Source organism: Chlamydia abortus (assembly GCF_002895085.1).
Lineage (GTDB): Bacteria > Chlamydiota > Chlamydiia > Chlamydiales > Chlamydiaceae > Chlamydia > Chlamydia abortus.
Genome location: NZ_CP024084.1, coordinates 438683 through 462844 on the forward strand (window position 1 = coordinate 438683; position 24162 = coordinate 462844).

Below are 24162 nucleotides of genomic sequence, written 5' to 3' on the forward strand. Positions count from 1 at the left end.
TTCATGAAAAATATAGATTTTTCTCAGTTGCTAAAGCTTGTTAGAAAAATGGTCTTAGATGGTGTCTGTCCTTGGACAGATCGTCAAGATTTTGATTCGATAATCAGTCATATTCTTCAAGAGTGTCAGGAGCTTTGTGAAGCTGTTCATGAAGGGCACTCTGTTGAGGAGGTGACCTCTGAAGCTGGTGATGTCCTTACACTCGTGTTGTTATTATGTTTTAAGATGGAGTTACTAGGCATGTCTTCAGTCGGGGCGATTGTTAGCGAAGCTTTCGCTAAAATCCGTCGTAGGGCTCCTCATGTTTTCGACACGAGTACAACCATTTCTTATGAAGAAGCCAGGCAGGCGTGGGCTCTTGCTAAACTTGAAGAAAAACGAGGAAAATAGGCTGTTTTCCTGAGGGTTTCCTCTTTAGCAAAATTCACCAAGTATGATATCAAGGAGCAGTAAGTTGGGGACCTTTTAAGAGAAGAGGCCTACGAACCGGGTCAGGACTGGAAGGTAGCAGCCCTAAGAAGTGCTTTCTTTTGCTAGGAGTGTTCTCCAACTTACTCTTTTTCTCTCTAGTTATCTTACAGATAGCATTCCAATATTCGTAGAGTTAAATAGTATATGCAGTGCTATAGGCGCCGCAATATGACGTTCTTTTTCATACAGAAATCCTGTAAATAGAGAAAAGACAAGAAGCACGGGGACAAACACTAAGCTCCCCCAGGAATGCTCTACGTGAGTAAGAGCAAAGAGTACCGAGGAATAAAGAAGGGCATAAATTCTATTCATTTTATTTTTCAGAAAGGTTTGTAGGAAACCTCTGAAAAATATCTCCTCAGCAAAGGGGATCAAAATCCCTAAGCTGAAAATAAATCCGTGATCATACACTGTTGATGTTAAGGTGTTTTGAACTTCTTGCGTGAGCGTTTGTTCTTCTAGAGCTTCTAGAGGCATGATGAGCGTCAGCCCTTTGTTGAGTACCAAACCGATGATTTGCGTAACAGGAATAACAATTACCCACATCCGCAGGGCAGAGCCTATAGCTTGAAAAAAAGTTGCCTCAGGTTTGTTCCCTGAATAAATCGCACTTCTTGTAATTTCAATAGGTAGACCTAAGAGATAAAAGATAAATGCACATGCCAAAAATATTCCATGAAGTGAGCGTGCTGCGGCTTCAGAATGTGATCCAGTAATCCAAGGAATCCATCCTGGAAGAAACAAAAGAACAACTCCAATAAGAACATGTTGTAGTTGTATAGGGTTTTTTTCTGCAGGTTTCGGCCAAACAAAAAAGTTTCTTGATGCTATTGCTGCTAAAGCTAGCAATACAAGAAGGAATAACCAAGAATGCGTCATAAGTTACGAATAATTTGCACAAACATAGCCTTCAACTCTGGCGACAACTTCTCGAAATAGACGGTTGTGCATCAGACCCATAGGTGTTGCTTCAAAATTTTTTGTTTGCCACCCATAACGATGATAATCGCTAGTTGTTGTAGCAAGAGGTTGGCTAGATTCAATAATTTCTTGATAAATCAAAGAAACCTTGTTGTGACGAATATCAAAAACACGCACACGAACAGATGCTGTTATGGAGTCGTGACCAAACGCATCTTGAGAAGTTTTTTGCTCCAGAAGCTCTGTAGCGACAATAAACTCCGCCGGAAGAAATTCTACTACTGCTTGAGGAGAAAACTCAGGAATCACAGGGGAATAAAACTGTGAAATGACCTGTGGAGACGCGGTATGTTTAATTAAAAATACTTTATCAGAGGCATGGAATCTCTTGCTAATTTCCTGTGTGAATTCTGCTTGTAAGTTCCATGGAAGGGCTTCTGAGGCTTTTCCAGCACGATAAAACACAGGCAGCATAGCCACAACACCTTTTGCCTTACTTCCTGATTTATACAGCTTAGGGTGATAGCTTCCTGATGCTGGTAGAGAACAGCTAGTTAGGTTGATAGACAAAAGTCCACAAGAAACTAATAAAAGTAGTTTTCGCATAATTGCTGTCCTTACATTGACGCATACCCTTAGAGTATGGGATTTCATTTTATAAAGCCCTCTTTCCTTTTGCAAGGATCTCTATTTTCCTCATGAATGGGGCTGCTAACTTATTACCTTTGTTAAGTTATAACAAAGAAAAAAATAAAAACAAGTCCCGACTCATAATCCTAGGAAACTCGAGATCACCATGCCCTGGATTTTTGTTATTTTGATAAAGAAGAATCCGCATTGTGGTATTCGCAGGGACATTCCCAGTCTTTAGGGATTAACGTGCACCCGGGAATTAATAATGCAGGGGATGAGAATACAAGAATAGAAAGAAACCATTTCATTACTATGCTTATCCTTACAATGTCTTTTTCTATCGATTCATAATATTAAGCACGGTTTTATGCAAAGTCTATTTAATACATTTGCTTACAAGAAAACTAGGAGTGCTGAGGTAAGATATCTAGGAGATTTGATGAAGAGATACTCCCCCTACCCGCAATTTTGCGGACAGGGGATGTTTCGCAAACAACTCCACAGTTTCAGTCTGAGAGTGCATGAACTTGCTGATCTGCTACTTTGCGTCGATATTGAGTGTTCTTGAGTGAGATCAAACTGACTCTCTTCATGTACTGCGGAAGGCTATTCAGATACTACGACATCTTCAAGCTTGATCGTTCTTGGAGTGTGAGAGTCCATTGCCATGAGCTCTTCAAGCGTAGCCGGACGAGGTGCTTCACTGTCTTTAGTCTCGCTAGCTGTTTGAGACTGGGTTGGTGTTATGGGGGGGGGTACTCGGAGATGGCTGTTGTATGGAGAGTTCTTTACTAGAACGGTTCTTATGAATTGCAACTAACACAGCTATAGCAAGAAGTATGGTGACTACGGGTAGGGCGAAAAGACCACTGATGCCGGTTACAATCGCACCAATGATACCAGCAGCGGTGCATAACGTAGTAGCTACTATTGTAACAATTGAGAGGATTGTGAGTTTATTTATTTTGCGAAGAGGTTCTGGAGTCTGTGTGTGTGAAGTTGAGACAGAGTTTAGAAATGGGTTATTTTCTGTCGATGTGGGTATAGACGTTGTCATAATGTTCACCTCAAATAACGTTTTGCGGAGTCATGCTAGCAAAAATATAATAATAAGTCTCTTAATTAAGAGCCACTTATTGTTGTTATCAGTGATAAAGTCTAGAGAGTATTTTAAGCAAAGACACCAGAAATCTCATCGTCTTCGAGCTTCTATTTGTAAAGGCTTGATGACAAAAAAAGAACCCAGACGCTTGTCTGGGTTCATTCATCTTTCTTGTTTAGAACAGAAAATGTACGTGTTAATCTTGTCTAAGAAGCTCTGATCCTAATCCTTGAGCGAAATCAGGCTCTGTATTAGCAAACCCTAAAACTGGGCCTTGGCTAGATTCTTCAAAAGGCGTGAAGGATAACTTAGCTCGAGACCTCTGGATAATAGCTAGGATGACAACTACGGAAAGAACCAACGCAGCTACAGGTATAGCTCATAAAGCTTCTATCCCGGTAACTACCGCAGCGGATATACCCGCAGCAGCGACAAGTGTTCCAATGGTAACCACAAGAAGGGAAAGGTTACGTACCTTTTTTGATCCCCTATCATATGATTGGAGAGTGACGGGTGGTTGTTGATCTACTCCAAGAGTATTCAATGAGGTCTCTGAAGATGCAGGAGATATAGTCATAATAACCTTAAAAAAATAAAATGATTCTATATTTTTTAATACAAAAGATGTTTTAAGTCTTTTATTTATAAGTATATAATTTCATTAATTATCAGTTCGTTCATAAGAATGTTCTATAGGCATGCCTTCCTTCCTGACTACCACTACGGTTAAGGAAGTGTTAGGATGTCTCTCAGAAAATTCTTGGAGGGCGACTACGCGAGCAGCTTTTGCTGCTTTTAGATATGGATGATCAAAAGGAAAATCACCATCATATGGGTCTCTTCGGATCGACTCTGAGAATAATAGAGGGATTTGCACCATGGTGGCGGGGTTTTCCCCTAAAATCGCTTCTTCAAAGCATTGTATATAGGTTTCTTTACATATTTCAAATGACTGTAGGGGAGTATAGCATTCAGGGGATGGAGGGTTGTAGACATGGGAAAACCAAAAGGGTAAACCTGTATTTGGAGGATTTCTAGACTCATCAATAGTTTCCCAGCGACATTTTTTAGAGCAGGTCCCTGGAGCTAAATAGGAATTCTTTGTGGCGGTCTGTTTCGCTTGGTTCCAGCAATCCCCGCCGACGGTTTTATAGAAGGTATAACGTCCCCAAAATACGTCTTCTCTCGTCATTGCAGTATTTGTAGGATTGACCATCATTAATGTGCACTTAGAGGTTGTTCTTGGTAGTGTAACATCTCCCACTGTCGAGATTAAAATAATGTCAGGATGGCGATTTAGCCGCCATACAGCTTGCTGTATGCTATCGGGTAGGGGACGTATCTGGTCAGGGAGATCACGCCACCGAGCTTCTGTCCATAAAGTATCTAACAACTCATCATATGTAGGGGGGAGCGTAGGTTCTTTCACTATAGCAGGCTCTGTAATAACAGTAGGTTCTGTAACAACTGATTGGACTGTGATAGGTTGATATGGGTAGTCTTTGGTCAGCAGATCACCGCAGTTAAAAGAGCTCTGCTGTACAGGTGGCATGGAGGAAGTTTTCGTATTTATGAAATCCAAAAGACAACATAGAATCATTAAGCTAACGGCTAGCGATAAAACTATAATAAATACTGCTGAAGGATAGGCTATGGCAAAGATCATACTGGATAAAATGATCGCAGCCGCAAGACTGAAAATGCACGCCACGATGCTTTTCTCATGGATTTTTAATACACCAGAGTAGGACTAAGGTGTATTTATGGACGGACTAAGTGCCTTGAACAATTGTTGTGGTGATGGCTGTATGAACATTGGGTATGCCAAATCATGTAAATTGTTTGACTGTATCAGGTTATATTATGAAAGTTGCCAATCAGAATTCACTAACTTACTCGGATATGCGCTAAGACTCACCCCCTTCTATTTTAGCTTATTAGTATTATCTCGTATCTAAAAAAGTAGAAAACTAAATATAAAAAATTTTCTAAATATTATTGTTTTGGTATATTCCAAGAAGAATATTTAGTTATAATTTTCTATTGATTGACCTAAGCAAGTGTCAGAAAATCTCTAATTTATACTTGCGTTTAGTAACTGATAGTTTTCATGCAAAATACTGTAGATTTTGATTATTTTGGTCTTAGCGACATAGGGATGGTTCGCTCCCGAAATGAGGATTTTTGGCAGGTAAATCTTTCTTCGAGAGCTGTGGCTATTGCCGATGGTATGGGAGGATGCTCCGGAGGAGATGTAGCTTCTCATGAAGCGATTTTCAGTCTCATGGAGTTGATAGATGCTCGACAACCCTATTTAGCTGAGTTTAAGGATGATCAATATCGCGAGGCGCTGAAGGTCATCCTTTCCGAAGTTAATGATACGCTTTATGAGCATAGTCTTATGGAAACGCGGCTTCGCGGCATGGGAACGACATTAAGTTTTATGCAGTTTTTTCGAGAAAAAGCTTGGTTACTCCATGTGGGAGATAGCCGGATTTATCGCTTGAGAGGGGATGAGCTTGCGTGTTTAACAGAAGATCATTCCCTAGCAAATCAGTTAAAAAATCGTTATGGACTTTCTAAACAATTAGATAAGGTGTATCCTTACCGTCATATTCTGACTAATGTTTTGGGAAGTCGTCCCTATGTTACCCCCGATATTCGGGATATTTCTTACGAGAAAGAAGATTTGTTTGTCTTTTGCTCTGACGGTTTGACAAATATGGTTTCCGATGCAGATATTCGGGATATTTTACTTCAAACTACGACTTTAGAAGAGGGGGGGAATATTTTAATTTCTCTAGCCAATAGTCGTGGGGGATCCGATAACGTTACCATAGTGTTAGTCCGAATACAATAGTATCCGTTTTAAGGAACTTTGTAATGATTTATTTGGATAATAACGCTATGGCTTCTTTGGAGCCGGGGCTTTTAGATTTTCTACAGCAACTGTTTAGTCAGGGCATTTATGCGAATCCTTCAAGCGTCCATAGTGCCGGAAAGAAATCTCGAAAACTCATTCATGATACTACCGGTTTAATTCAGAGAGTTCTGTCTTTTCCTGGAAAGATAATTTATACGTCAAGTGCCACAGAAAGTTTGAATCTTGCTATTGCTAGCCTTCCTAAAGGCAGTCATGTCATTACCTGTAGTAGTGAACATCCGGCGATTATCGAGCCTTTAAAACATGCTGATCTTTCCGTTTCCTATTTAGATCCCGAACAAGGAAGTTGTGTAGTTAGTCCTCAGCAAATAGAAGCCGCGATTCGCCCAACCACTTCCGCTATTGTTTTGGGTTGGGTAAATAGCGAAATTGGCGCAAAAATCCATATAGAGGCAATAGCACAGATCGCTAACGAACGTCATCTACAATTTATTGTAGATGCTACAGCTATTATAGGTAGAGAGAGGGTGAGTATTCCTCAAGGCGTGACTATGGTTGCCTTCAGTGGACATAAGTTTCATGCACTCTCAGGAATAGGTGCTCTTCTTATCTCTTCAGGGGTGAAGGTCGCTCCTTTAATTTGGGGCGGTGGTCAGCAAGGAGGAGTACGTTCAGGAACAGAAAATCTCTGGGGTATAGCTTCGCTGTTTTATATTTTCACCATGTTAGAGAAACAGCAGGAAGAAATAGCCGAAAGAATTGCACATTATCGCAATAACTTTGAAAAACGTCTGAAAGAACATATTCCTGAGATGCATATTCATTGTGAGCATCAACCTCGAGTGAATAATATTTCCGCTATAGCTTTCCCTCCTTTAGAAGGTGAGGTCATGCAAATCGCTTTAGATATCGAAGGTATCGCCTGTGGCTATGGTTCTGCATGTTCTTCTGGAGCTACTACAGCTTTTAAATCCTTAGTTGCTATGAACATGGAACAGGATGTTGCTACAGCCACGTTAAGGTTTTCTTTCTCTCATTTATTAGCTCAGGAAGATCTGGATTTGGCTATAGAAAAGATTGTCAAGGTAGTTACTCGATTAAAAGATGCTTGGTAAGACCTACGAGAGCAGATTCTTAATTGAGACACTTTTAATGCCATATAATGAAACTTCTTTAACTTCTAAAAGAAGGTTATCCGTAATTACGGATGTACCAATTTCAGCAGGGGTATCTAACAATTGTAACACTAATTGTGCTAGGGTTTCTACTCCATAACGTGTAAGTTCAATACCCAACTCTTTTTGTAGGTCTTCTAGGGGCGTATTTCCAGGGAATGTTCTTTCTATTACAGAGACAGTTTTAGGTTTTAGTTGCGCAATGTTCGTCGTATTAAATAGGATGTTAAAAATCGCACTTAAACTCAGAATTCCCATAGGTTCTCCAGAGGAATTCAAAACAACAGCAACACTAGAACGATTATCCCTAAACTCTTTTAAGATACGTATTAATTTAGATTTTGCTGTAATGAACCAGGGTGAATGGAGGTTGTGAATTAAAGCATCATCAGGGCGTTTGTTTACAAAATCTTTGGGAAGCGCTATGCCTATCACATTTTTACGTACCTTGTGATAAACAGGGATAAATTCCATATCAGTATTTTTAATCTTACGGCGTAAATCTTTCGCATTTGCTGTAGAAGGCAACATCGTCACCTGATCTAGGGGAAGACAGACTTGATCTGCGGATGTTGCACTTAAAGAGAAAATATTTGTCGCAATCACATTAAAGTCTTGTTCTTCATGATGTGTTTCTAAAGCTTTTTGAAATTCATCACGACTTAACGTGGAGTTCAGTTTTTCTTTCTTGATGTTTAAAAGGTAATAAAGTCCTTCAGTGAGACTACCTATAAACTGAATTAAGGGATAAAATACATAGTGGGAGTAATATAAGATGGGGGCACCCCAAAGCGCTAATCTCTCAGGAACCTTACGTGATATCGTTAACGGAAGAAGTTCAGCAAAAATGACCACAAGGAAAATCTGAGTGAATGGAGCATAATCAGGGGAAAAACCTAAAGCTTTATAACAATTCCGCGATGATTCAGAGCCCACTTGAAGCGCTATATTCACACCGAGCATTACCGTTCCGAACAGGCGGTAAGGACGGCGAATAAGAAAATTAATATAACGAGCTTTCTTATGATCTTTGGTTAAATAATATTGCAAGCGTACGCGATTGAAAGAAACGCAAGCCATTTCCATCATGGAATAAAATCCTTGAAGGACAATGCATAGAAAATTAATTCCAAGCCAAAAGAAAGGAGAGTCAGTCATGCATTTTCCTTATATAGACTCGGCGTATACGATTCGGCGCAGCATCCAAAACTTGAAACATAAGATTATTCCAAGTGATCTTTGTCCCTGTGATTGGAATAGATTCCATCTGCTCAGTTAACCATCCTCCTAAAGTTGCACTATTGTTATGCGTGGGAAGATTAATATTAAAAATCTCACTAAGGTCACTTAACTCTAAAGTCCCTGCGGCAATAATAACATCTTTCCCAGACATTGTATAAAGAACTTTTTCACTTCGTTGGTCTATGATTTCCCCTGAAACAATTTCAAACAAGTCTTCTTGCGTAATCAATCCTTCAATAGAACCATATTCATCAATAATCATACCGAGAGTTTCACCTTCAGCAGCCAAATGACATAAGGCTGTTTTTGCTGATATGGTTTCAGGCATATAGTAAGGCTTTTTCAATAAGGGCAAAAGGTCTTCGGAAGACTGCAAAGGCTTCCCATGGAGTAGTAAAGCTTTTGCTGTACAGATGCCCAATAAGTTTTGCAAGTTATCATTGCATACGGGAACCCGTGAGCAATGCTGCTCAGAAAATAGATCGTAGAGATTATCTAGGGGCGTTTGAATGTCATAGAATAACACATCTTGTCGGGGTTTCATGCGCTCTTTTACACTACAATCACTCAGAGATAAATAACCATACAGTAGACGGCTTTCATCCTGATTGACAACACCGAAGTCCTTACAACTTTGTAAAACTTCTTTCAACTCTTGAGGCTGGATAATATCCATTTTCTGAGACGAAAGAATCCATTGTACAACATAATTAATCCCACTAATTGCCCAATACAGTAAGGGGCGAAGAACTTTAGTAAAGACTAAAATCAAAGGAGCGACAAAATAGGCGATTTGTGTGTTATAAGGTAGAGCTACAGCTTTAGGCAAAATCTCACAAAGAACTAAAGTTAGCGCTAGAGGGAAACCTACAATAAGTAACCAAGATGCTTGATCTCCAACAAGTATAGCCACGCAGTTTTGAATCCCAATATTTAAACCAATATCAAGAAAAATCAGAGTGATTAATAGATGATGGGGATGGGAGAGTAGCGAAGCGACTAACTGCTGGTTTTTATATCTAGAGCGCTTGTAGTGAGAAATTAAAGAAGTAGGAAGAGAAAACAGTGCAATCTGCGACAGTGAAACAAATCCAGAACATAGAGTGAAAAATATGATTAAAAGGATCAATGCAGTAGGAATCATGCCCGCTTCTCAATCTGTACTCTTCGATTCTATAACCGGAGAAAAACATATTTTAGTATAACCCTTAGGAATCAAGCCTAATCTACGAATCAAAGCAGACTCAATCACTACAGGATTATCCCAGTGTTGAATATGCAGTCGAAGCTCTTTTTGTTCTTCTTCAGCACAAAGAATTTTTTCTTGAAGTTCCGATACACGTTTTCGTAATCGACTCTCTTCTTGTTTTAACTCACGAATAGCACGATCATACATAAACCCACTAATAAGCATGCAGAGGACTAACCACCAAGAGTTAACCACAATTTCGTCAAGGCATTTCTGCCAGTGAACTTTTTGCATAGTAAAACTTTAAACAAAAGGAACTGTAATTCCCTGCTGTTTTTGATATTTACCTTTTCTCTCAGCATAAGACACTTCACATATCTCATCAGCTTCAAAGAACAATACCTGAGCAATGCCTTCGTTGGCATAAATTTTTGCCGGTAAGGGGGTAGTGTTAGAAATTTCTATGGTAACGTAACCCTCCCATTCAGGCTCAAAAGGAGTTACATTAACAATAAGTCCGCAACGTGCATATGTAGATTTTCCTATACACATTGTTAAGACATTTCTTGGAATGCGAAAATACTCTACACTATGAGCGAGAGCAAATGAATTCGGAGGAATGATACACACATCATCAGTAATTGAAATGAATGTGTCTTCTGTAAAACGTTTGGGGTCAACTAAAGAATTGTAAACGTTAGTGAACACCTTAAATTCTCGGGACAAACGAAGATCATAACCATAGCTAGACAAACCGTAGCTGATTAACTTTTCTCCCGTCTCTGGGTTGAGATTTACTTGACCATCAGCAAAAGGCTCGATCATTCCATGAGCCAATGCCATTTTGCGAATCCATTTATCTTCTTTAATGCTCATTCAGAAACCTTAATATTTAGATTCTATAGAACGTTTTCGTAGTGTTTTGACTTCATAGAACTACTTCTCATGCGATGCAGGAAATGTAGTTCTTGAGCGCGACAATAGAATACATCATTTTGTCAGTATATGCAAATACCTAAAAAATTCAAAGGTCTTTTAACTTTTGAAACAACATATCTAGTCTCTCTGAAGAAGAAAGACATAGCGTTTGATGTGACTCTACGAGATGTTAGATAATACCATAGGAAAAAGGCAAATCTTATTTTTCTTAAGATTTGTTTTATTGCTAATGTCGATTATCGTCCTTTGCATAAGTTTCTTAGTCTGTGAGAGCGTGGACTTGAATTAGTCGTTTTCAAAATTTTGTAAGCTATTGTTTTGAGTTTTTTTCCGAAATGAGTTGTGTTGACTCTATAGAATGGGCATGAGTATAAGGATGTTGCTTGTGATGATCAAATGCGTGGTGAAAATTCGAAAAAAAACATAAGCTATGCTGTGCTTCGATCTGGCTTCAAAGACATCATCCTCATAGGATGGGGGCAAATTTCTTAGAAGACAGAAATTCCTATCCTTTGTGAGACTAAAGGAAATGCGGTAATATATGACACATCAAGTATCTGTCTTACATCAAGATAAAAAGTTCGATGTTTCTTTAAGGCCTAAGGGTTTAAAAGAGTTTTGCGGTCAAGCTCAGCTTACAGAACGATTGGAGTTGTTTCTTAATGCTGCGATACAACGAGGGGAAGTCCCTGGGCATTGTCTTTTTTTCGGTCCTCCGGGGTTGGGGAAAACCTCACTCGCGCATATTGTTGCAAACACAGTAGGAAAAGGGCTGCTTGTTGCTTCAGGCCCGCAATTAGTTAAACCCTCTGATTTATTAGGGTTATTAACGAGTTTACAAGAAGGGGACGTTTTCTTTATTGATGAAATCCACCGTATGGGAAAGGTGGCTGAAGAGTATTTATACTCTGCAATGGAAGACTATAAGATTGACATCACCATTGATTCAGGTCCCGGTGCACGGTCTGTCTCTGTAGATCTCGCTCCTTTTAGTTTGGTTGGAGCTACAACCCGATCCGGCATGTTGAGCGAACCTCTCCGCGCACGTTTTTCTTTTACTGGCAGAGTAGCGTATTATTCCGACGAAGATTTAGCGACAATTCTTCGACGATCGTCAAATTTATTAGGGATTGATGCAGATGCTTCTGCTCTATACGAAATTGCGCGAAGATCTAGAGGAACACCTAGGTTAGCCAATAACCTTTTGCGTTGGGTACGCGATTTTGCACAGATGCGCGAGGGGAATTGCATCAATAGTGACGTAGCCGAAAAAGCTTTAGCTATGCTATTAATAGATGAGTGGGGATTAAATGAGATTGATATTAAACTCCTCACTACAATAATGAATTATTATCAGGGTGGTCCTGTAGGAATTAAAACTTTGTCAGTGGCCGTAGGAGAAGACGTCAGAACTTTAGAAGATGTATATGAGCCTTTTTTAATTTTAAAAGGTTTATTAAAGAAAACATCCCGAGGGAGAATGGTTACCCAACTTGCCTATAATCATTTGAAAAGGTGTTCGGATAATTTGCAGAGTTTAGGAGAAGAAAAGTGAAGATATTGAAGTACATCCTTTTGGGACTTTCCTTCAGTATGGGTGTAGCCGGGTACACAGAAGTTAAGGTTTCTGATACGTTTACGGTGCAACCTATTGTTTCTGAACCTAAAATCCGGGTTCTTCTTCTGAATGAAAGTACAACAGCCTTGATAGAAGCTAAAGGTCCTTATCGTCTTTATGGCGATAATACATTGTTACAACACTCACCGCATGGTTTGCGTTGCGCAGCTCATGCACTTTATGGAGGAGTGCGTTGGGGAGAAAACTTCCCTGGAGTGCAATGTTTGAAAATAGAACCTATCGATGATTCGGCCTCATTATTTGTCAACGGACTACAGTACAAAGGGGCTCTATACATCCATAAGACGGATAAGCATTGTATTCTTGTCACTAACGAGCTTACCGTCGAAGAGTATCTTAAATCCATTCTTTCTACAAAATATCTCAAGGAATTAGATAAAGAAGCTTTGTCCGCATGCGTGATTTTAGAGAGAACAGCTTTATATGAAAGGCTGCTCGCTAAAAATCCTCAGGATTTCTGGCATGTGACAGGAGATGAAGACAATTATTGTGGTTACGGAGCTACCAAACAATTCTACGGTGTTGAAGATGCTGTAGATTGGACGTCACGCTTGATTGTGGATAATCCTGAAGGATTAATCATTGATGCTGATGGTTTGCTTAAAGCTAATGTCGATCGTCTTGCTGTAGAAGGCTATAATGCACGTCAAATCCTTGAAAAATTCTATAAAAATGCCGATTTTGTAGTTATAGAATCCTGGAATGATGAAGCTAATGAAATTAGCTAATCCTGGTGATTGGCATAGCTCATAGCAACTACCATCATGTAAGGGTCTAAAGTTATTTTTTCTGGTAAGTGCTGAGAAACAAAGCCAGAAGAGCTGTCTGCTATTTTTTGATAAGGCATGAAATTCTCTCTTAAGTTGGGTAGCTGAACTTTTATCTGCTCTTTTCCTGTATAGAACGCAGTAAATAAGCTGTAGCGCGCCTGTTTGAGTTCATAAGCTAAAAATTTGCCGGGATGCCATTGTATGGGATTGGCAGTAGCATCTAGCCACGTGATATTGTCTTGAGTGAGAAATCCTCGATTGAAGATTTCCTTGTGCTTTTTTCTAAAGTGAATAGCATGACAGACAAAGTCGACAAGAGAGGCATTGTTAGATAGTCTATCCCAAAGAAAATGGTTGGCATCAGTATCTAATGCCCAGCGATTATTATTGCCCTTTGCTGTGTGGCCGTATTCATCTCCAGATTGTAACATGGGTATTCCTTGAGAAAGGAATAGGGTGAGTAAGAAATTACGCATTTGACGTTGGCGTAATTCTATAATGTGTGGATTTTGCGTTTCTCCTTCTTCTCCAAAATTATAACTGTAATTTGCATCACTTCCGTCGCAATTGCCTTCCTGATTTTCTTCGTTATGTTTGTTATTATAAGCAACAGTGTCATACAAAGTGAAGCCGTCATGGCTACAAATATAGTTAATGGAATTACAGGGAGACCCATAAGGATAGAGATCTTGAGATCCAGAAATCCTTGAAGCGAAAGTACCAATCAGCTGGTCATTGCCATTTAGAAAAGCTTTTACTGTGTCGCGGTATTGGCCATTCCATTCGCTCCAACGGGAATGTAAAGTGGGGAAATAACCTAATTGATAGAGGCCAGCCGCATCCCAAGGTTCGGCAATAATTTTCGTGTCAGCAAGGATGGGATCATAGCTAATAGCTTGCAAAGCAGGGGAAAATGGAAGAGGTTTCCCCGAAGGATCACGTGAGAATATAGAGGCAAGGTCAAAACGAAATCCATCTACGTGCATTTCCTGAACCCAATAACGTAAGGAATCCAAAATCAATTGCGTCGTAGGCGTGTGGTTCGTATTTACCGTATTGCCACAACCTGAATAATTAGCAAACTCTCCTTGGGAGTCCACTATGTAATAAGAAGGAAGATCTATCCACTGTAGAGGACAAGTTGTATTTTCTAATCCCGTATGATTGAAAACAACATCAAGAATGACTTCAATACCTGCTTGGTGTAAGGCTTTGACTAGAGTTTTGAATTCTCGGCTAGGTGCACAAGGATCCGACCCATAGGCATAGCGTCGACACGGAGAAAAAAATTTACTGAAGCATACCCCCAGTAGTTGCAAAGGTGGGGGAAGTCTACCTTGCGAAAAGGATGGTAGGTTTCATCAAATTCAAAAATAGGGAGTAGCTCAATAGCATTAATCCCTAGCTTTTTTAGGTAATCTATTTTCTCAATAATCCCTAGGAACGTTCCCGGATAACGTGACTTAGAAGAATTATCCCAAGTAAATGAGCGGACATGCATTTCATAAATGATTGATTCTTCTTTAGGTAAATTGAGACAACGATCTCCTTCCCAAGAAAACTCTTCATTTTTTAAATAACTAAAGGCATAGTCTCCAGGAGTTTTTATAGAGCCAAAAGTTTGTGGAGAACGAAGGTTTTTTGCATAAGGATCAGCAAGATATTTTTTAAAATCAAATCTGCCTAAAGGGCTTGCAGGACCATCTACACGAAAAGTATATGACCATAGATCTGAAATTCCTTCCACTTCTATGTGCCAGATGGCCCCTGTACGGTTTTCTTTGCGAGACAAAACAATTTCTTGTGTATGTAAGTTTTGATCAGCAAGAACAAGTACCACTTGAGTAGCTTGTGAAGAAAATAACGCAAAACGATAACAGTCAGAAGAAAGCTGAGTTGCTCCTAAAGGTAGTGGAGAGCCTGGATAAAAACTAATTTTGCCCATTGCTAACCCGATAGCATAATGGGTTGAGAAACACAAGAAAGTTTTTGATTTCAAGTCTTTGAAATCGTTTACTAACAAATCTACAATATGTTAACTTAAAGAAGTAACAATTATCACAAGGAGATTCCCTCATGTCTAGGCAAAATGCTGAGGAAAATCTAAAAAATTTTGCTAAAGAACTAAAGCTACCTGACGTGGCTTTTGATCAGAATAATACGTGCATTTTGTTTGTTGACGGCGAATTTTCTCTTCACCTCACTTACGAAGAACATTCTGATCGTTTGTATGTGTACGCTCCCTTGTTAGACGGTTTGCCAGATAATACCCAAAGAAAGCTAGCTTTATATGAAAAGCTTTTAGAGGGATCTATGCTTGGCGGGCAAATGGCTGGTGGTGGCGTTGGCGTTGCTACTAAGGAACAGCTCGTGTTAATGCATTGTGTTTTAGATATGAAATATGCTGAAACCAATCTTTTGAAAGCGTTCGCCCAGTTGTTTATTGAAACTGTTGTCAAGTGGCGGACTGTTTGTGCTGATATCTGTGCGGGTAGAGAGCCTTCCGTAGATACTATGCCTCAAATGCCTCAATCTGGTGGCGGAATGCAGCCTCCTCCTACAGGAATTCGTGCGTAAAGCGTAATTTCATCCAGGGTGCGTCACGCGTTTTTTCTATATGGCAAAGACGCTCCTTGCTCTTAGCTAAGTTGCACAGCTTCTTACAAATAGAAAGTTTTAAATTCGTGGCTACCTCCTTTCTTTTAGTTCAATGATTCCATGATTTTACATCATGGATCATAGTTCCTGTGTGTGGGGAAAATTCTCTTCGCCGTTCTTTTTTTAGTTTTCCAATGACTCATATTGACGATATTATTTTGCAGATGTATAACACGTTGTCTCGTGATATTAGCTTCTAAGACGAGCTGACCAAGCTGATATTGAGGTTTGGGTTATAGGCTAAGCCCAACTAGATATTAAAGAGGCACTGTGTAGTAGCCCATGTTAAGAATACATAGTGCTTCTCGAGTAAATTCCAGAGGGAAGTTTGAATTTATTGACAAAATGACAAGTGGCGAGATTTTTTCAATTTTGTGTTATGTGTGAACGTCTTTAGCTCGATCCTTGAGGTATTTTACAGAAGCTGTATTGGGGTCCTAATCTTAGCAGTCTTTAGATTTCCACCTCGTAAGCTTATCTGATTTTCACAGTATTTACATAGCAACATAACCTCTGCTCGCTATAAGCAAGAGAGCGTGAGCTCTAAGGAAATTCAATAGGTGATTATATGATGTTTGGTTATTTCGTCGGTTATTTAGGAGCAGATCCTGAAGAAAGAATGACTTCAAAAGGTAAACGTGTAGTTGTGTTGCGTCTAGGTGTGAAATCTCGCGTAGGAACCAAAGATGAAACCGTGTGGTGCAAATGTAATATCTGGCATAACCGTTACGATAAAATGCTCCCTTATTTGAAAAAAGGATCAGGAGTCATTATTGCAGGGGATATTTCTGTAGAAAGTTACATGAGTAAGGATGGCACCCCTCAATCTTCTTTGGTCATTAGTGTCGATACAATTAAGTTTAGTCCTTTTAGTAGAAGCGAAACTCGCTCTCCAGCAACAGAGGAGAATGTATCTCATGTGTCTTATGACAATGTGTCTATAGGATTTGAGGGAGAGAGTTTGGATACTGAAGCTATAGCAGATAAAGATATGTATGCTGGTTATGGTCAAGGTCAGCAATATATATCTGAAGATGTGCCTTTTTAGTGGCTAACGAAATAACGATTTTTATAAAGAGGTAATTGTGGTTCTATTTCACTCTCAAGCATCTTGTAGTAAACGAGTTAAGGCTGACGCGATTGTTCTTCCTTTTTGGAAGGTTAAAAGTAAGCCTAAATGCGCAGCTTCCATTGCAAAGGAATATGAATCACTTTATCGCGTTGCCTTGGATAGCTTCTCTGGAGAAAGAGGGGAAGTCGAGTTTATCTATAATTCTGGACAAGGGAAGGAAAAGCGTCTTTTAATTTTAGGATTAGGGAAGAATGAGGAGCTAACTTCTCAGGATGTTTTAGAGGTTTATGCTAAGGTAACACGCACATTACGTAAGGCAAAATGTACAACAGTGAATGTGGTACTTCCTACAATTTCTGAGTTGCGTATTCCTGTGGAGGATTTCTTAACCAATCTGACTTCGGGAATCCTATCTTTGAACTATAATTACCCTAAGTATACGAAGGAAGCGAAAAAGACAGATCCTTTACTAACGAAAGTTACTGTATTGGGCATTGTACCTAAGATTGCCGATAGAATCTTTAGAAAAGAAGAGAGTATTTTTGAAGGCGTCTATCTGACACGAGATCTTGTGAATGGGAATGCCGATGAGGTCACTCCCGAAAAATTAGCAAATATTGCTAAAGGATTAGCTAAGCAATTCCCTAGTGTTGACGCTAAGGTTTTGAATAAGGATGCTATTCTTAAAGAGAAGATGGGCTTGTTGGCCGCTGTGGCTAAAGGTTCAGCTGTAGACCCTCGTTTTATTGTTTTAAGCTATCAAGGTAAGCCAAAATCTAAAGATCATACTGTACTTATAGGTAAAGGGGTAACTTTTGATTCTGGAGGCTTAGACCTGAAACCCGGCAAAGCCATGTTGACGATGAAGGAAGACATGGCAGGAGCCGCTACAGTATTGGGTATTCTTTCTGGGGTGGCTGCTCTTGAGCTTCCTGTAAATGTTACCGCTCTTATTCCTGCCACAGAGAACGCTATAGATGCTGCTTCTTATAAGATGGGGGATGTTTACGTCGGGATGTCAGGACTCTCCGTAGAGATTGGTAGCACGGATGCTGAGGGGCGTCTAATACTTGCTGATGCAATCACTTATGCTTTAAAATACTGCAAGCCTACGAGAATTATTGATTTTGCTACTTTAACAGGCGCTATGGTCGTTTCTTTAGGTGAGGATGTTGCTGGTTTCTTCTCAAATAATGATGTATTAGCTCAAGATCTTTTTGAAGCTTCTGCTGAAACTAGCGAATCTTTATGGCGCTTGCCGCTTGTTGAGAAATATGACAAAGCTTTGCATTCCGATATTGCTGATATGAAAAATATTGGTAGTAACCGTGCAGGGGCGATTACAGCGGCACTTTTCTTAAAACGTTTTCTTGAAGATCAACCGGTGGCGTGGGCTCATTTAGACATCGCAGGTACTGCGTATCGTGAAAAAGATGAAGATGCTTACCCAAAATATGCTTCTGGTTTTGGTGTTCGTTGTCTTATTTATTACATAGAAAAGTTCTTATCTAAGTAACTGTTTTTTAAACTCCTTCTAATTTAATAACGTGAATTTGTTTTTAATTTATTAAAATAAATGCGCGTTTTATTAAAGTTTTTTCAATTTCCTGCCGATAAATGGGGTAAGTAATTACCTGTCTAATTAGGGGAAATGAAAATGTTAGGAGTACAAAAAAAACGTAGCAGCAAGAAAACAGCGACTAAAGCTGTTCGTAAACCTGCTAGGAAGGCTACTGCTAAGAAGACGGCGACGAGAAAGCCTGCAGTTAAAAAGGCAGTTCGCAAGACAGCTGCGAAAAAAGCTACTGTGCGTAAGACTGTTAGCAAAATGACAGTACGCAAGACTGTAGCGAAAAAAGCTACTGCTAAGAAGACGGCGACAAGAAAGCCTGCGGCGAGAAAGACGGTCCGTAAGACAGCTGCGAAAACAGCGGCTACTCGCAAGCCTGCCGCTAGAAAAGCCGTAGCAAAACCTGCTATGTCATGCCATAAGCATCACAAACACACAGCTTCTTGCCAACGTGTATGCGCTTCTTCAGCAAAAAGACGCTGTGGTTCTAAAAGCCGTGTTCGTACAGCTCATGGCTGGCGTCAACAATTAATGAAACTTGTTTCTCGATAGGAACTAATTTCATTAGGCGATGGTGAACGGTAAGAGGATATAAAAAAAAGATCTCTTACCGTTTTTTTTGTTGATACCGAGGATTCTATCGACTCTCTCTGTACAGTTAGATGCGTAAAGGGTATAGTAAGTCCCTACCCTTATCTGTGCTAGGAGGTTTAGGAGATGCAAGATTACACTTGCTTCCAAGATTTTTCCAAATTTTACAAGGAAAAGGCTCCACACCTCACAGTCATTGGCTCAAATTCTGAAGAAGATCGGCGAGTGTGTGTAGAGTTGCTTGTTTCTGGGAAAGCTCAGGAAATGGATGCTTTGGGATTAACAATCAGCGACTTATCACAATGGACGGAGTCTTATGGTTTATTTGCCTCTAGAGAAGTCGTTTCTATTTTCCAAGCGGAGAAGCTCTCCTCGCAAACGCGTGATTTTCTAGCTCGCTATGCTAGAAATCCTCATCCTCATCTCACTTTAATATTATTCACGACGAAGCAGTCGTTTTTCCAGTCTTTGCGGAAGGAGCTCCCTTCTGCAGTGTTCTTATCGTTATTTGGTGAATGGCAGTCGGATGCGGAGAAACGTATGGCGATCCTCCTATCTCAAAAAGCTTCTCTGTTAGGGATTTCCTGTTCTTTAGCCTTGGCTTCAGCATTTATTAAGAAATTTCCTCAAGCGGAAATGCATAATCTTCTTGGGGAGTTTCATAAGTTGCTTTGCTGTTTAGGGAAAAAGCAAGTTCTAGAGTACAACGATATTGAAAACTTTGTTGTGAAACAAGAGCAGGTATCTCTATGGAAATTACGCGATGCTGTATTTCAAAGGAATACGTCTGCGAGTCAGGCAATGCTTCAAGCTTTGCTGCATGAACATGGCGAAGAACCTTTGGGATTAATAGCGTTTCTTCGTGGGCAGTGTTTGTACGGCTTGCGTAGTTTGGAAGAAGCCGCGGGGGATAGGAAACACCGCTTTTTTGTTGCCTATGGGAAAGAACGGCTCTATCAAGCCTTGAGTTATTTATTTTATGCTGAGAGTATAATTAAGAATAATGCTCAAGATTCTATAATTGCTATGGAAACTTTGCTGATTAGGATGACAAGTATATGACTTTATATATTTTCCCCAACACTTTAGGAAATCGACGCGTGGATCTTTTACCCGCGGGTATAGGTGAAGTTATACCTAAGCTCCACGGTTTAATTGCCGAGAGTGATCGTGGTGGTCGTACCTTCCTGAATTTATGGAAAGTTCAAGAAACCCATAAGTTTCCTATAGCAGTATTAAGTAAGAATGCACGGTCTGTAAAGGCTTGGGATTTTTACCTTGAGCCTATTGTAAAAAAACAAGAAAGCTGGGGATTAGTTTCTGATTCGGGGCTTCCTTGTATTGCCGATCCTGGAGCAGGACTGGTCCGTCGTGCTCGTGCTCTGAATTTACCTATTCAAGCATTTTCTGGTCCGTGTTCTATAACATTAGCGTTAATGTTATCCGGATTGCCGGGGCAAAACTTTACTTTTTTAGGTTATCTTCCGCAAAACCCTAGGGATAGAGAACGGTGTATAAGGAGTAGCTCCGGGAAACAACATACACAAATATGTATCGAAACACCCTACCGTAATGTCCATACATTTCAAGCATTATTAGAAGCTTTACCGGGTCATGCTGATCTATGCGTAGGCATAGACCTGACTGGTGATCAAGAGTTTGTTTCTACACGATCTGTAGATATGTGGTTGCAATCTAAGGATATCGATCAGGTAACTCAAAAAATTACAAAAACGCCTGCAATTTTTCTTTTCCATACTCCGAGATAACTGATGGAGAAATAAAAAGAGGAATCTTTGTGCAAGATTCCTCAATACCTGTTTTCTACATATCTGTAAGATTGCTGCAGCAGGAGTGCTCTGAGCAGCATTTCATAGCAGGAGACTGTTCGGATTGTACAGAGGCATGTCCTGCTGCTTTCGCAAGTCTTGCGTAGTGATTTTTTATCTTCCGCATTTTCTTACAAAGAATGAATGGTTCGATTAACGACCAAACAAAGAAGATAGGAAGCGGCGCACTTAACAATTGTATGCATTCGGAATTCAAAGCCATAACCCTACGCATTTTGACTTTCCCAGCAGCCATGGATACACTTTGCAGCGTATTCAATAAGACAGGCAGGGCAATCACAATCAAGGCGCATATGAATAGATAAGTTTTGTACTTTCTAAAATGTTTCTTAGGAGCTAAGGGCTCTCCTTTGAATAACGTTCTATAAAAGATGAATACCAGTATAGATGGTGATAGAAAAAAGATCAAATTAAAGATCGTTGACGTAATACTTGGTTGCAGCACAACACTCTCCATGTTTTTCGATCAATATACCTTAACTTTTCCTCTGTAAATCCGTCGAGATTTTTATTATGAAATAATTTCTATACTTTAAAATAATATTTTATTCTATTTGGTATTTAAAATTGATCAATAGAAGTTTTGAATAAATTACAAAATGAAAAATATAATTAAAAATATAAATACGCAGTATTCTAGTGCTACCACTTCTGAGGAATCAAACGAAACTCCCAGTAATGAGAATGAGGTTGTTGAAAATCATAACGCGATTCCCGATGAGAAGATTCTATTTTCTTGTGTTCATGGTGATAGCACAAGTAAGCATGTCACGCGTCAACCATGGAACGTTTCCAATCACAGAATTACCAACATCGTCAGAGGTGATAGTGACTCAGCCCCTGAGGGGAGTATTGCTTTAAAAAGTGATCTCAGTGATTACCTGCAAAAAGGAGACATCACTACCACGGGAATCTTTTTAAGAGACACCGGTGGATTAATGATCGGTGATATTGACATGGGATCTGCTTACACTGTATTGGGTCTACCTACTTCCTATAAAAACACGATCGTAGGTTCTGCGGATGCAGCGTCTGTTGGTATGGTAGAGGAGGATATAGGTACTCTTGCTCACAAGGTCACCGATCTGATTAGTCGTATTAATCAACTCGTATCTGAAAATGGTTTGGATAAAATTATTAAAGACCTAGGCACACCGACTCTTGGCGGGTCTGGAAAACCGCCTAATGTCACCCTGACAAAACCCAAGGAGGCTAAATGGTTAGTGCGTGATGGTGGGAATTCTATGCAGGGAGATTTGGGATTTCAAAAAAGTGAACAAAGCTCACCAACGGCCCCAGAACCAACCATTACCAATCTTCCGATATCAGACAATCCAAAAAATAAAACAGCGGCTGCCCTAGGAGCGATTTCTACAGGTACTCCGAAGGATGATCTGCAAAGAATGGTTGCTGTAGATGATATAATCAAAACGGTGGAGAGTGTAAAAACTAACAATAATGCGTATCCGAATTGGTCGGGCATGGACATCCCATGTGTCTGTTTAAAACAGGGTGCTCCCAATGGATCGTCATCCGGAAATTATGATAAATCTAAAAATTCTGAGTTATACATCCAGACTAAAGATGGAAATAGCGTGACGCTATTGCGTAGAGGCATCTACTGTGTTTCTTTTTGCTATGACTTTACTCAGCCAGAACCTCCAGCCCCTCCTTCTCCTCCCACGCCTCCTGTTTCTCCAGATCCTTCTGCTCCTCCTAGGACTCCTGATGCTAAATCCGCAGAGGTCAGTTGCACATTATCCCTTAAACCTAAAGAAGGGGAGAAAAAAGAGTGTTATAAAGTGACGGGGAAAGCGAGCTCTAGTTTGATAGGAAAGACTTATATTTTTGTTCCTGGTGATCAAGCATCAGTATCCATAGATTTAAGTTTTGATGTTTCATCTAGTCCAGCCGTTGACAAACGTACTTGGACGATAACTTTTATAGGCGCTGCTTATTAAATTATGAACAAGGCTAAGTCATGCACTTAGCCTTATTTTAGCCACAGAAACTATGGATTAGTTTTTTGTGGGAAGATGGAAGGAAGCAAAGTCGTTTGCCAGGACCATGAAGAGAGTTTGAGCATTTTCGTCTTTTCAGGGGGAGGAGTGCCATTGGTTATTGAATTGAGTTTGAGTTTGAGATCAGAAGGTTCTTGAACAGGTATCTGAAAGAACATGTTTTGTCCTGATTGTAAAGCTGAGACGGTGTAGACTACAGTCTCACTGCTAGCAGTTCTGCTAATTAATTCCGTGCCTTCTGGTGTCTTTGGAGATGGATTTAATATTACACTGATGTTGGCAGAAGTGTCCCCACTCCAAGTAGCTGTTACAGATAGTGTTAAAATCCCAGAGGATAACACTTTTATTGTTTTCGCATTAGAATCTTCAATTTTTAAGTACTTATCTGATATTGGTGTGCTGTTTACATTATCAGGTTGTGTTTGTTCTGGAGATCCTTCTCCTCCTGCTGCCCCACTTTCAGCGGCCTCCATTCTTATTGGTGCGGGCAGTACGGGTTTGGGAACATTAGGAAGAGGCGTTGTTGGGGATTTATCAGGATTTACAACAGGTGAAGCTGGGGCTGCTGGAGGCGGAGCCGGTGGTGGTGGTGGAGTCGATGTTTTCCATTCAAAATGGTCAGTAACTGTTGTTTCTGTAGAGATTGTATTCCCTAAAAAACGAATTTGCGGGGTAGAGATTTTGGATTGCACATACTCAACATTAGCCGCGTCTTTAAGATCAGTATCTAATGGAGTTTTGACATTTTTCACTGCATGGTTGTCCATATTCAAATCACCTGACATGGTACTACCAGAAATACTGACAAACAGAGAAGTATCTGGAGCTGGTTCTTCGGGTTCAGGAACTTCTTCTTCTGGCGGATTTTCCTGACTCGGCGGTATTCCTAAAGCAGCTTCAATGACACTCACCTTACTAGATATACCAGACAGTTTTGAGACCGCGTCACTAATCTCAGAATTATTGGTTACTGTATTGGCCATTTGCATCACATAGCCTACAGTTGCTGCAGCTGACTGGTCTAAAGACTTTAATTCCTTTGCATCAGGCATCTTCACATTGGTAATCGAGTTCCCTCCCATATTGATGTTACCTGACATGGTTCCACCTTTTGTAGATAAGTACCCTGAATCAGGGTCCGACTTGGACACATAGTTGGATTGTAAATAGTCTAAGGATACAGCATCGGAATTTTGTTTCGGTGCTGCCAAGTCACTGATATTTTGCTTATTCATATCAATGGGTTTTGCTGATGTGATTGTTGATCCCGTTAGAGTAAATAGAGCGGGGTTGGTCTCTGCTTTTGCTCGTATTCTACTTTTGATATTTTCTAATGAAAAATCATCGTGTGCTTTATTATCTGTTTTATCTTTCATATTTTTTTAATAACAATTAATTGTTTTTTAATAAAATCCAATAACAGTTGTTAATTATT

At 39.9% G+C, this 24162-nt stretch carries 23 protein-coding genes, 1 other RNA gene and 2 pseudogenes; 13 read left to right on the plus strand and 13 right to left on the minus strand.

Going from position 1 to position 24162, the window contains the following annotated elements; all coding sequences use genetic code 11:
* The first annotated feature begins 3 nt into the window (after positions 1-3).
* Positions 4-390, plus strand: coding sequence for a MazG nucleotide pyrophosphohydrolase domain-containing protein (locus CHAB577_RS02030; RefSeq protein ID WP_041461323.1), 387 nt, complete (start codon positions 4-6; stop codon positions 388-390).
* A 63-nt stretch (positions 391-453) separates the two neighbouring features.
* Positions 454-554: signal recognition particle sRNA small type (ffs, locus tag CHAB577_RS02035), an RNA gene on the plus strand.
* A 16-nt stretch (positions 555-570) separates the two neighbouring features.
* On the opposite strand, the gene CHAB577_RS02040 is transcribed toward ffs, so the two are convergent.
* The 6 genes and pseudogenes from CHAB577_RS02040 to CHAB577_RS02060 form a co-directional block, all read right to left on the minus strand.
* On the minus strand, positions 571-1350 hold the full coding sequence (locus CHAB577_RS02040) for a CPBP family intramembrane glutamic endopeptidase (protein ID WP_011097029.1): 780 nt from the start codon (positions 1348-1350) through the stop codon (positions 571-573).
* 3 nt (positions 1351-1353) lie between these two features.
* Entirely contained in the window at positions 1354-1998 is a 645-nt protein-coding gene (locus CHAB577_RS02045; RefSeq protein WP_035395288.1) for a CT253 family lipoprotein, read from the minus strand.
* Positions 1999-2204: 206 nt separating this feature from the next.
* Positions 2205-2333: a hypothetical protein gene (locus CHAB577_RS05320; RefSeq protein WP_257614961.1), complete on the minus strand. Its 129-nt coding sequence runs from the start codon at positions 2331-2333 to the stop codon at positions 2205-2207.
* Between the two features lie 410 nt (positions 2334-2743).
* A complete protein-coding gene (locus CHAB577_RS02050; protein ID WP_231908351.1) occupies positions 2744-3082 on the minus strand; it encodes a hypothetical protein in 339 nt (112 codons plus the stop codon).
* 241 nt (positions 3083-3323) lie between these two features.
* Positions 3324-3704 (minus strand): annotated as a pseudogene (locus tag CHAB577_RS05330) (hypothetical protein).
* 84 nt (positions 3705-3788) lie between these two features.
* On the minus strand, positions 3789-4856 hold the full coding sequence (locus CHAB577_RS02060) for a hypothetical protein (protein ID WP_306689452.1): 1068 nt from the start codon (positions 4854-4856) through the stop codon (positions 3789-3791).
* Between the two features lie 381 nt (positions 4857-5237).
* On the opposite strand from CHAB577_RS02060, the gene CHAB577_RS02065 reads away from it, so the two are divergent.
* Both CHAB577_RS02065 and CHAB577_RS02070 read left to right on the plus strand, forming a co-directional pair.
* Positions 5238-5987 carry a PP2C family protein-serine/threonine phosphatase gene (locus tag CHAB577_RS02065; RefSeq protein ID WP_006344035.1) on the plus strand — a complete coding sequence of 250 codons (750 nt, stop codon included), beginning with the start codon at positions 5238-5240 and terminating at the stop codon, positions 5985-5987.
* A gap of 23 nt (positions 5988-6010) precedes the next feature.
* Positions 6011-7126: a cysteine desulfurase family protein gene (locus CHAB577_RS02070; RefSeq protein WP_011097031.1), complete on the plus strand. Its 1116-nt coding sequence runs from the start codon at positions 6011-6013 to the stop codon at positions 7124-7126.
* 3 nt (positions 7127-7129) lie between these two features.
* On the opposite strand, the gene CHAB577_RS02075 is transcribed toward CHAB577_RS02070, so the two are convergent.
* From CHAB577_RS02075 to dcd, 4 genes are read right to left on the minus strand one after another with little or no spacing between them, the layout of a single operon-like run.
* Positions 7130-8344, minus strand: a complete 1215-nt coding sequence (locus CHAB577_RS02075) for a CNNM domain-containing protein (RefSeq protein ID WP_011097032.1) — start codon at positions 8342-8344, stop codon at positions 7130-7132.
* The gene (locus CHAB577_RS02080; RefSeq protein WP_011097033.1) at positions 8337-9572 is read right to left on the minus strand and encodes a hemolysin family protein; all 1236 of its coding nucleotides are present in this window, start codon (positions 9570-9572) and stop codon (positions 8337-8339) included. The genes CHAB577_RS02075 and CHAB577_RS02080 overlap by 8 nt, the downstream gene beginning before the upstream one ends.
* A 9-nt stretch (positions 9573-9581) precedes the next feature.
* Complete coding sequence (locus CHAB577_RS02085; RefSeq protein WP_011097034.1) at positions 9582-9911, minus strand: membrane protein; 330 nt, start codon at positions 9909-9911, stop codon at positions 9582-9584.
* Positions 9912-9920: 9 nt separating this feature from the next.
* Entirely contained in the window at positions 9921-10493 is a 573-nt protein-coding gene (gene dcd / locus CHAB577_RS02090; protein ID WP_011097035.1) for a dCTP deaminase, read from the minus strand.
* Between the two features lie 604 nt (positions 10494-11097).
* Here dcd and ruvB point away from each other — a divergent pair.
* Entirely contained in the window at positions 11098-12111 is a 1014-nt protein-coding gene (ruvB, locus tag CHAB577_RS02100) for a Holliday junction branch migration DNA helicase RuvB (protein ID WP_011097036.1), read from the plus strand.
* Positions 12108-12923, plus strand: a complete 816-nt coding sequence (locus CHAB577_RS02105) for a SpoIID/LytB domain-containing protein (protein ID WP_006344042.1) — start codon at positions 12108-12110, stop codon at positions 12921-12923. The genes ruvB and CHAB577_RS02105 overlap by 4 nt, the downstream gene beginning before the upstream one ends.
* Here CHAB577_RS02105 and CHAB577_RS02110 read toward each other — a convergent pair.
* Positions 12920-14910: pseudogene (locus CHAB577_RS02110) on the minus strand (glycogen debranching protein). The gene CHAB577_RS02105 and the pseudogene CHAB577_RS02110 overlap by 4 nt on opposite strands.
* Positions 14911-15041: 131 nt before the next feature.
* Here CHAB577_RS02110 and CHAB577_RS02115 point away from each other — a divergent pair.
* The 6 genes from CHAB577_RS02115 (at position 15042) to CHAB577_RS02145 (ending at position 20625) form a co-directional block, all read left to right on the plus strand.
* Positions 15042-15542 (plus strand): type III secretion chaperone Slc1, encoded by a 501-nt coding sequence (locus tag CHAB577_RS02115; RefSeq protein ID WP_006344044.1) that lies wholly within the window; start codon positions 15042-15044, stop codon positions 15540-15542.
* Between the two features lie 649 nt (positions 15543-16191).
* The gene (locus CHAB577_RS02125) at positions 16192-16671 is read left to right on the plus strand and encodes a single-stranded DNA-binding protein (RefSeq protein WP_006344045.1); all 480 of its coding nucleotides are present in this window, start codon (positions 16192-16194) and stop codon (positions 16669-16671) included.
* A gap of 37 nt (positions 16672-16708) precedes the next feature.
* Positions 16709-18211, plus strand: a complete 1503-nt coding sequence (locus CHAB577_RS02130) for a leucyl aminopeptidase (protein ID WP_011097039.1) — start codon at positions 16709-16711, stop codon at positions 18209-18211.
* Between the two features lie 141 nt (positions 18212-18352).
* The gene (locus tag CHAB577_RS02135) at positions 18353-18817 is read left to right on the plus strand and encodes a histone H1-like repetitive region-containing protein (protein WP_006344047.1); all 465 of its coding nucleotides are present in this window, start codon (positions 18353-18355) and stop codon (positions 18815-18817) included.
* 165 nt (positions 18818-18982) lie between these two features.
* A complete protein-coding gene (locus CHAB577_RS02140) occupies positions 18983-19918 on the plus strand; it encodes a DNA polymerase III subunit delta (RefSeq protein ID WP_006344048.1) in 936 nt (311 codons plus the stop codon).
* A complete protein-coding gene (locus CHAB577_RS02145) occupies positions 19915-20625 on the plus strand; it encodes an SAM-dependent methyltransferase (RefSeq protein ID WP_011097040.1) in 711 nt (236 codons plus the stop codon). Before CHAB577_RS02140 ends, CHAB577_RS02145 begins: the two co-directional genes overlap by 4 nt.
* Before the next feature lie 55 nt (positions 20626-20680).
* On the opposite strand, the gene CHAB577_RS05245 is transcribed toward CHAB577_RS02145, so the two are convergent.
* Complete coding sequence (locus tag CHAB577_RS05245; protein WP_306345614.1) at positions 20681-20941, minus strand: hypothetical protein; 261 nt, start codon at positions 20939-20941, stop codon at positions 20681-20683.
* Positions 20942-21305: 364 nt separating this feature from the next.
* Between CHAB577_RS05245 and CHAB577_RS02155 the strand changes: the two genes are divergently transcribed.
* Complete coding sequence (locus CHAB577_RS02155; RefSeq protein ID WP_011097042.1) at positions 21306-22667, plus strand: hypothetical protein; 1362 nt, start codon at positions 21306-21308, stop codon at positions 22665-22667.
* A 50-nt stretch (positions 22668-22717) separates the two neighbouring features.
* Here CHAB577_RS02155 and CHAB577_RS02160 read toward each other — a convergent pair whose 3' ends face one another.
* The gene (locus CHAB577_RS02160; RefSeq protein WP_086393193.1) at positions 22718-24103 is read right to left on the minus strand and encodes a hypothetical protein; all 1386 of its coding nucleotides are present in this window, start codon (positions 24101-24103) and stop codon (positions 22718-22720) included.
* Between the last annotated feature and the right edge of the window lie 59 nt (positions 24104-24162).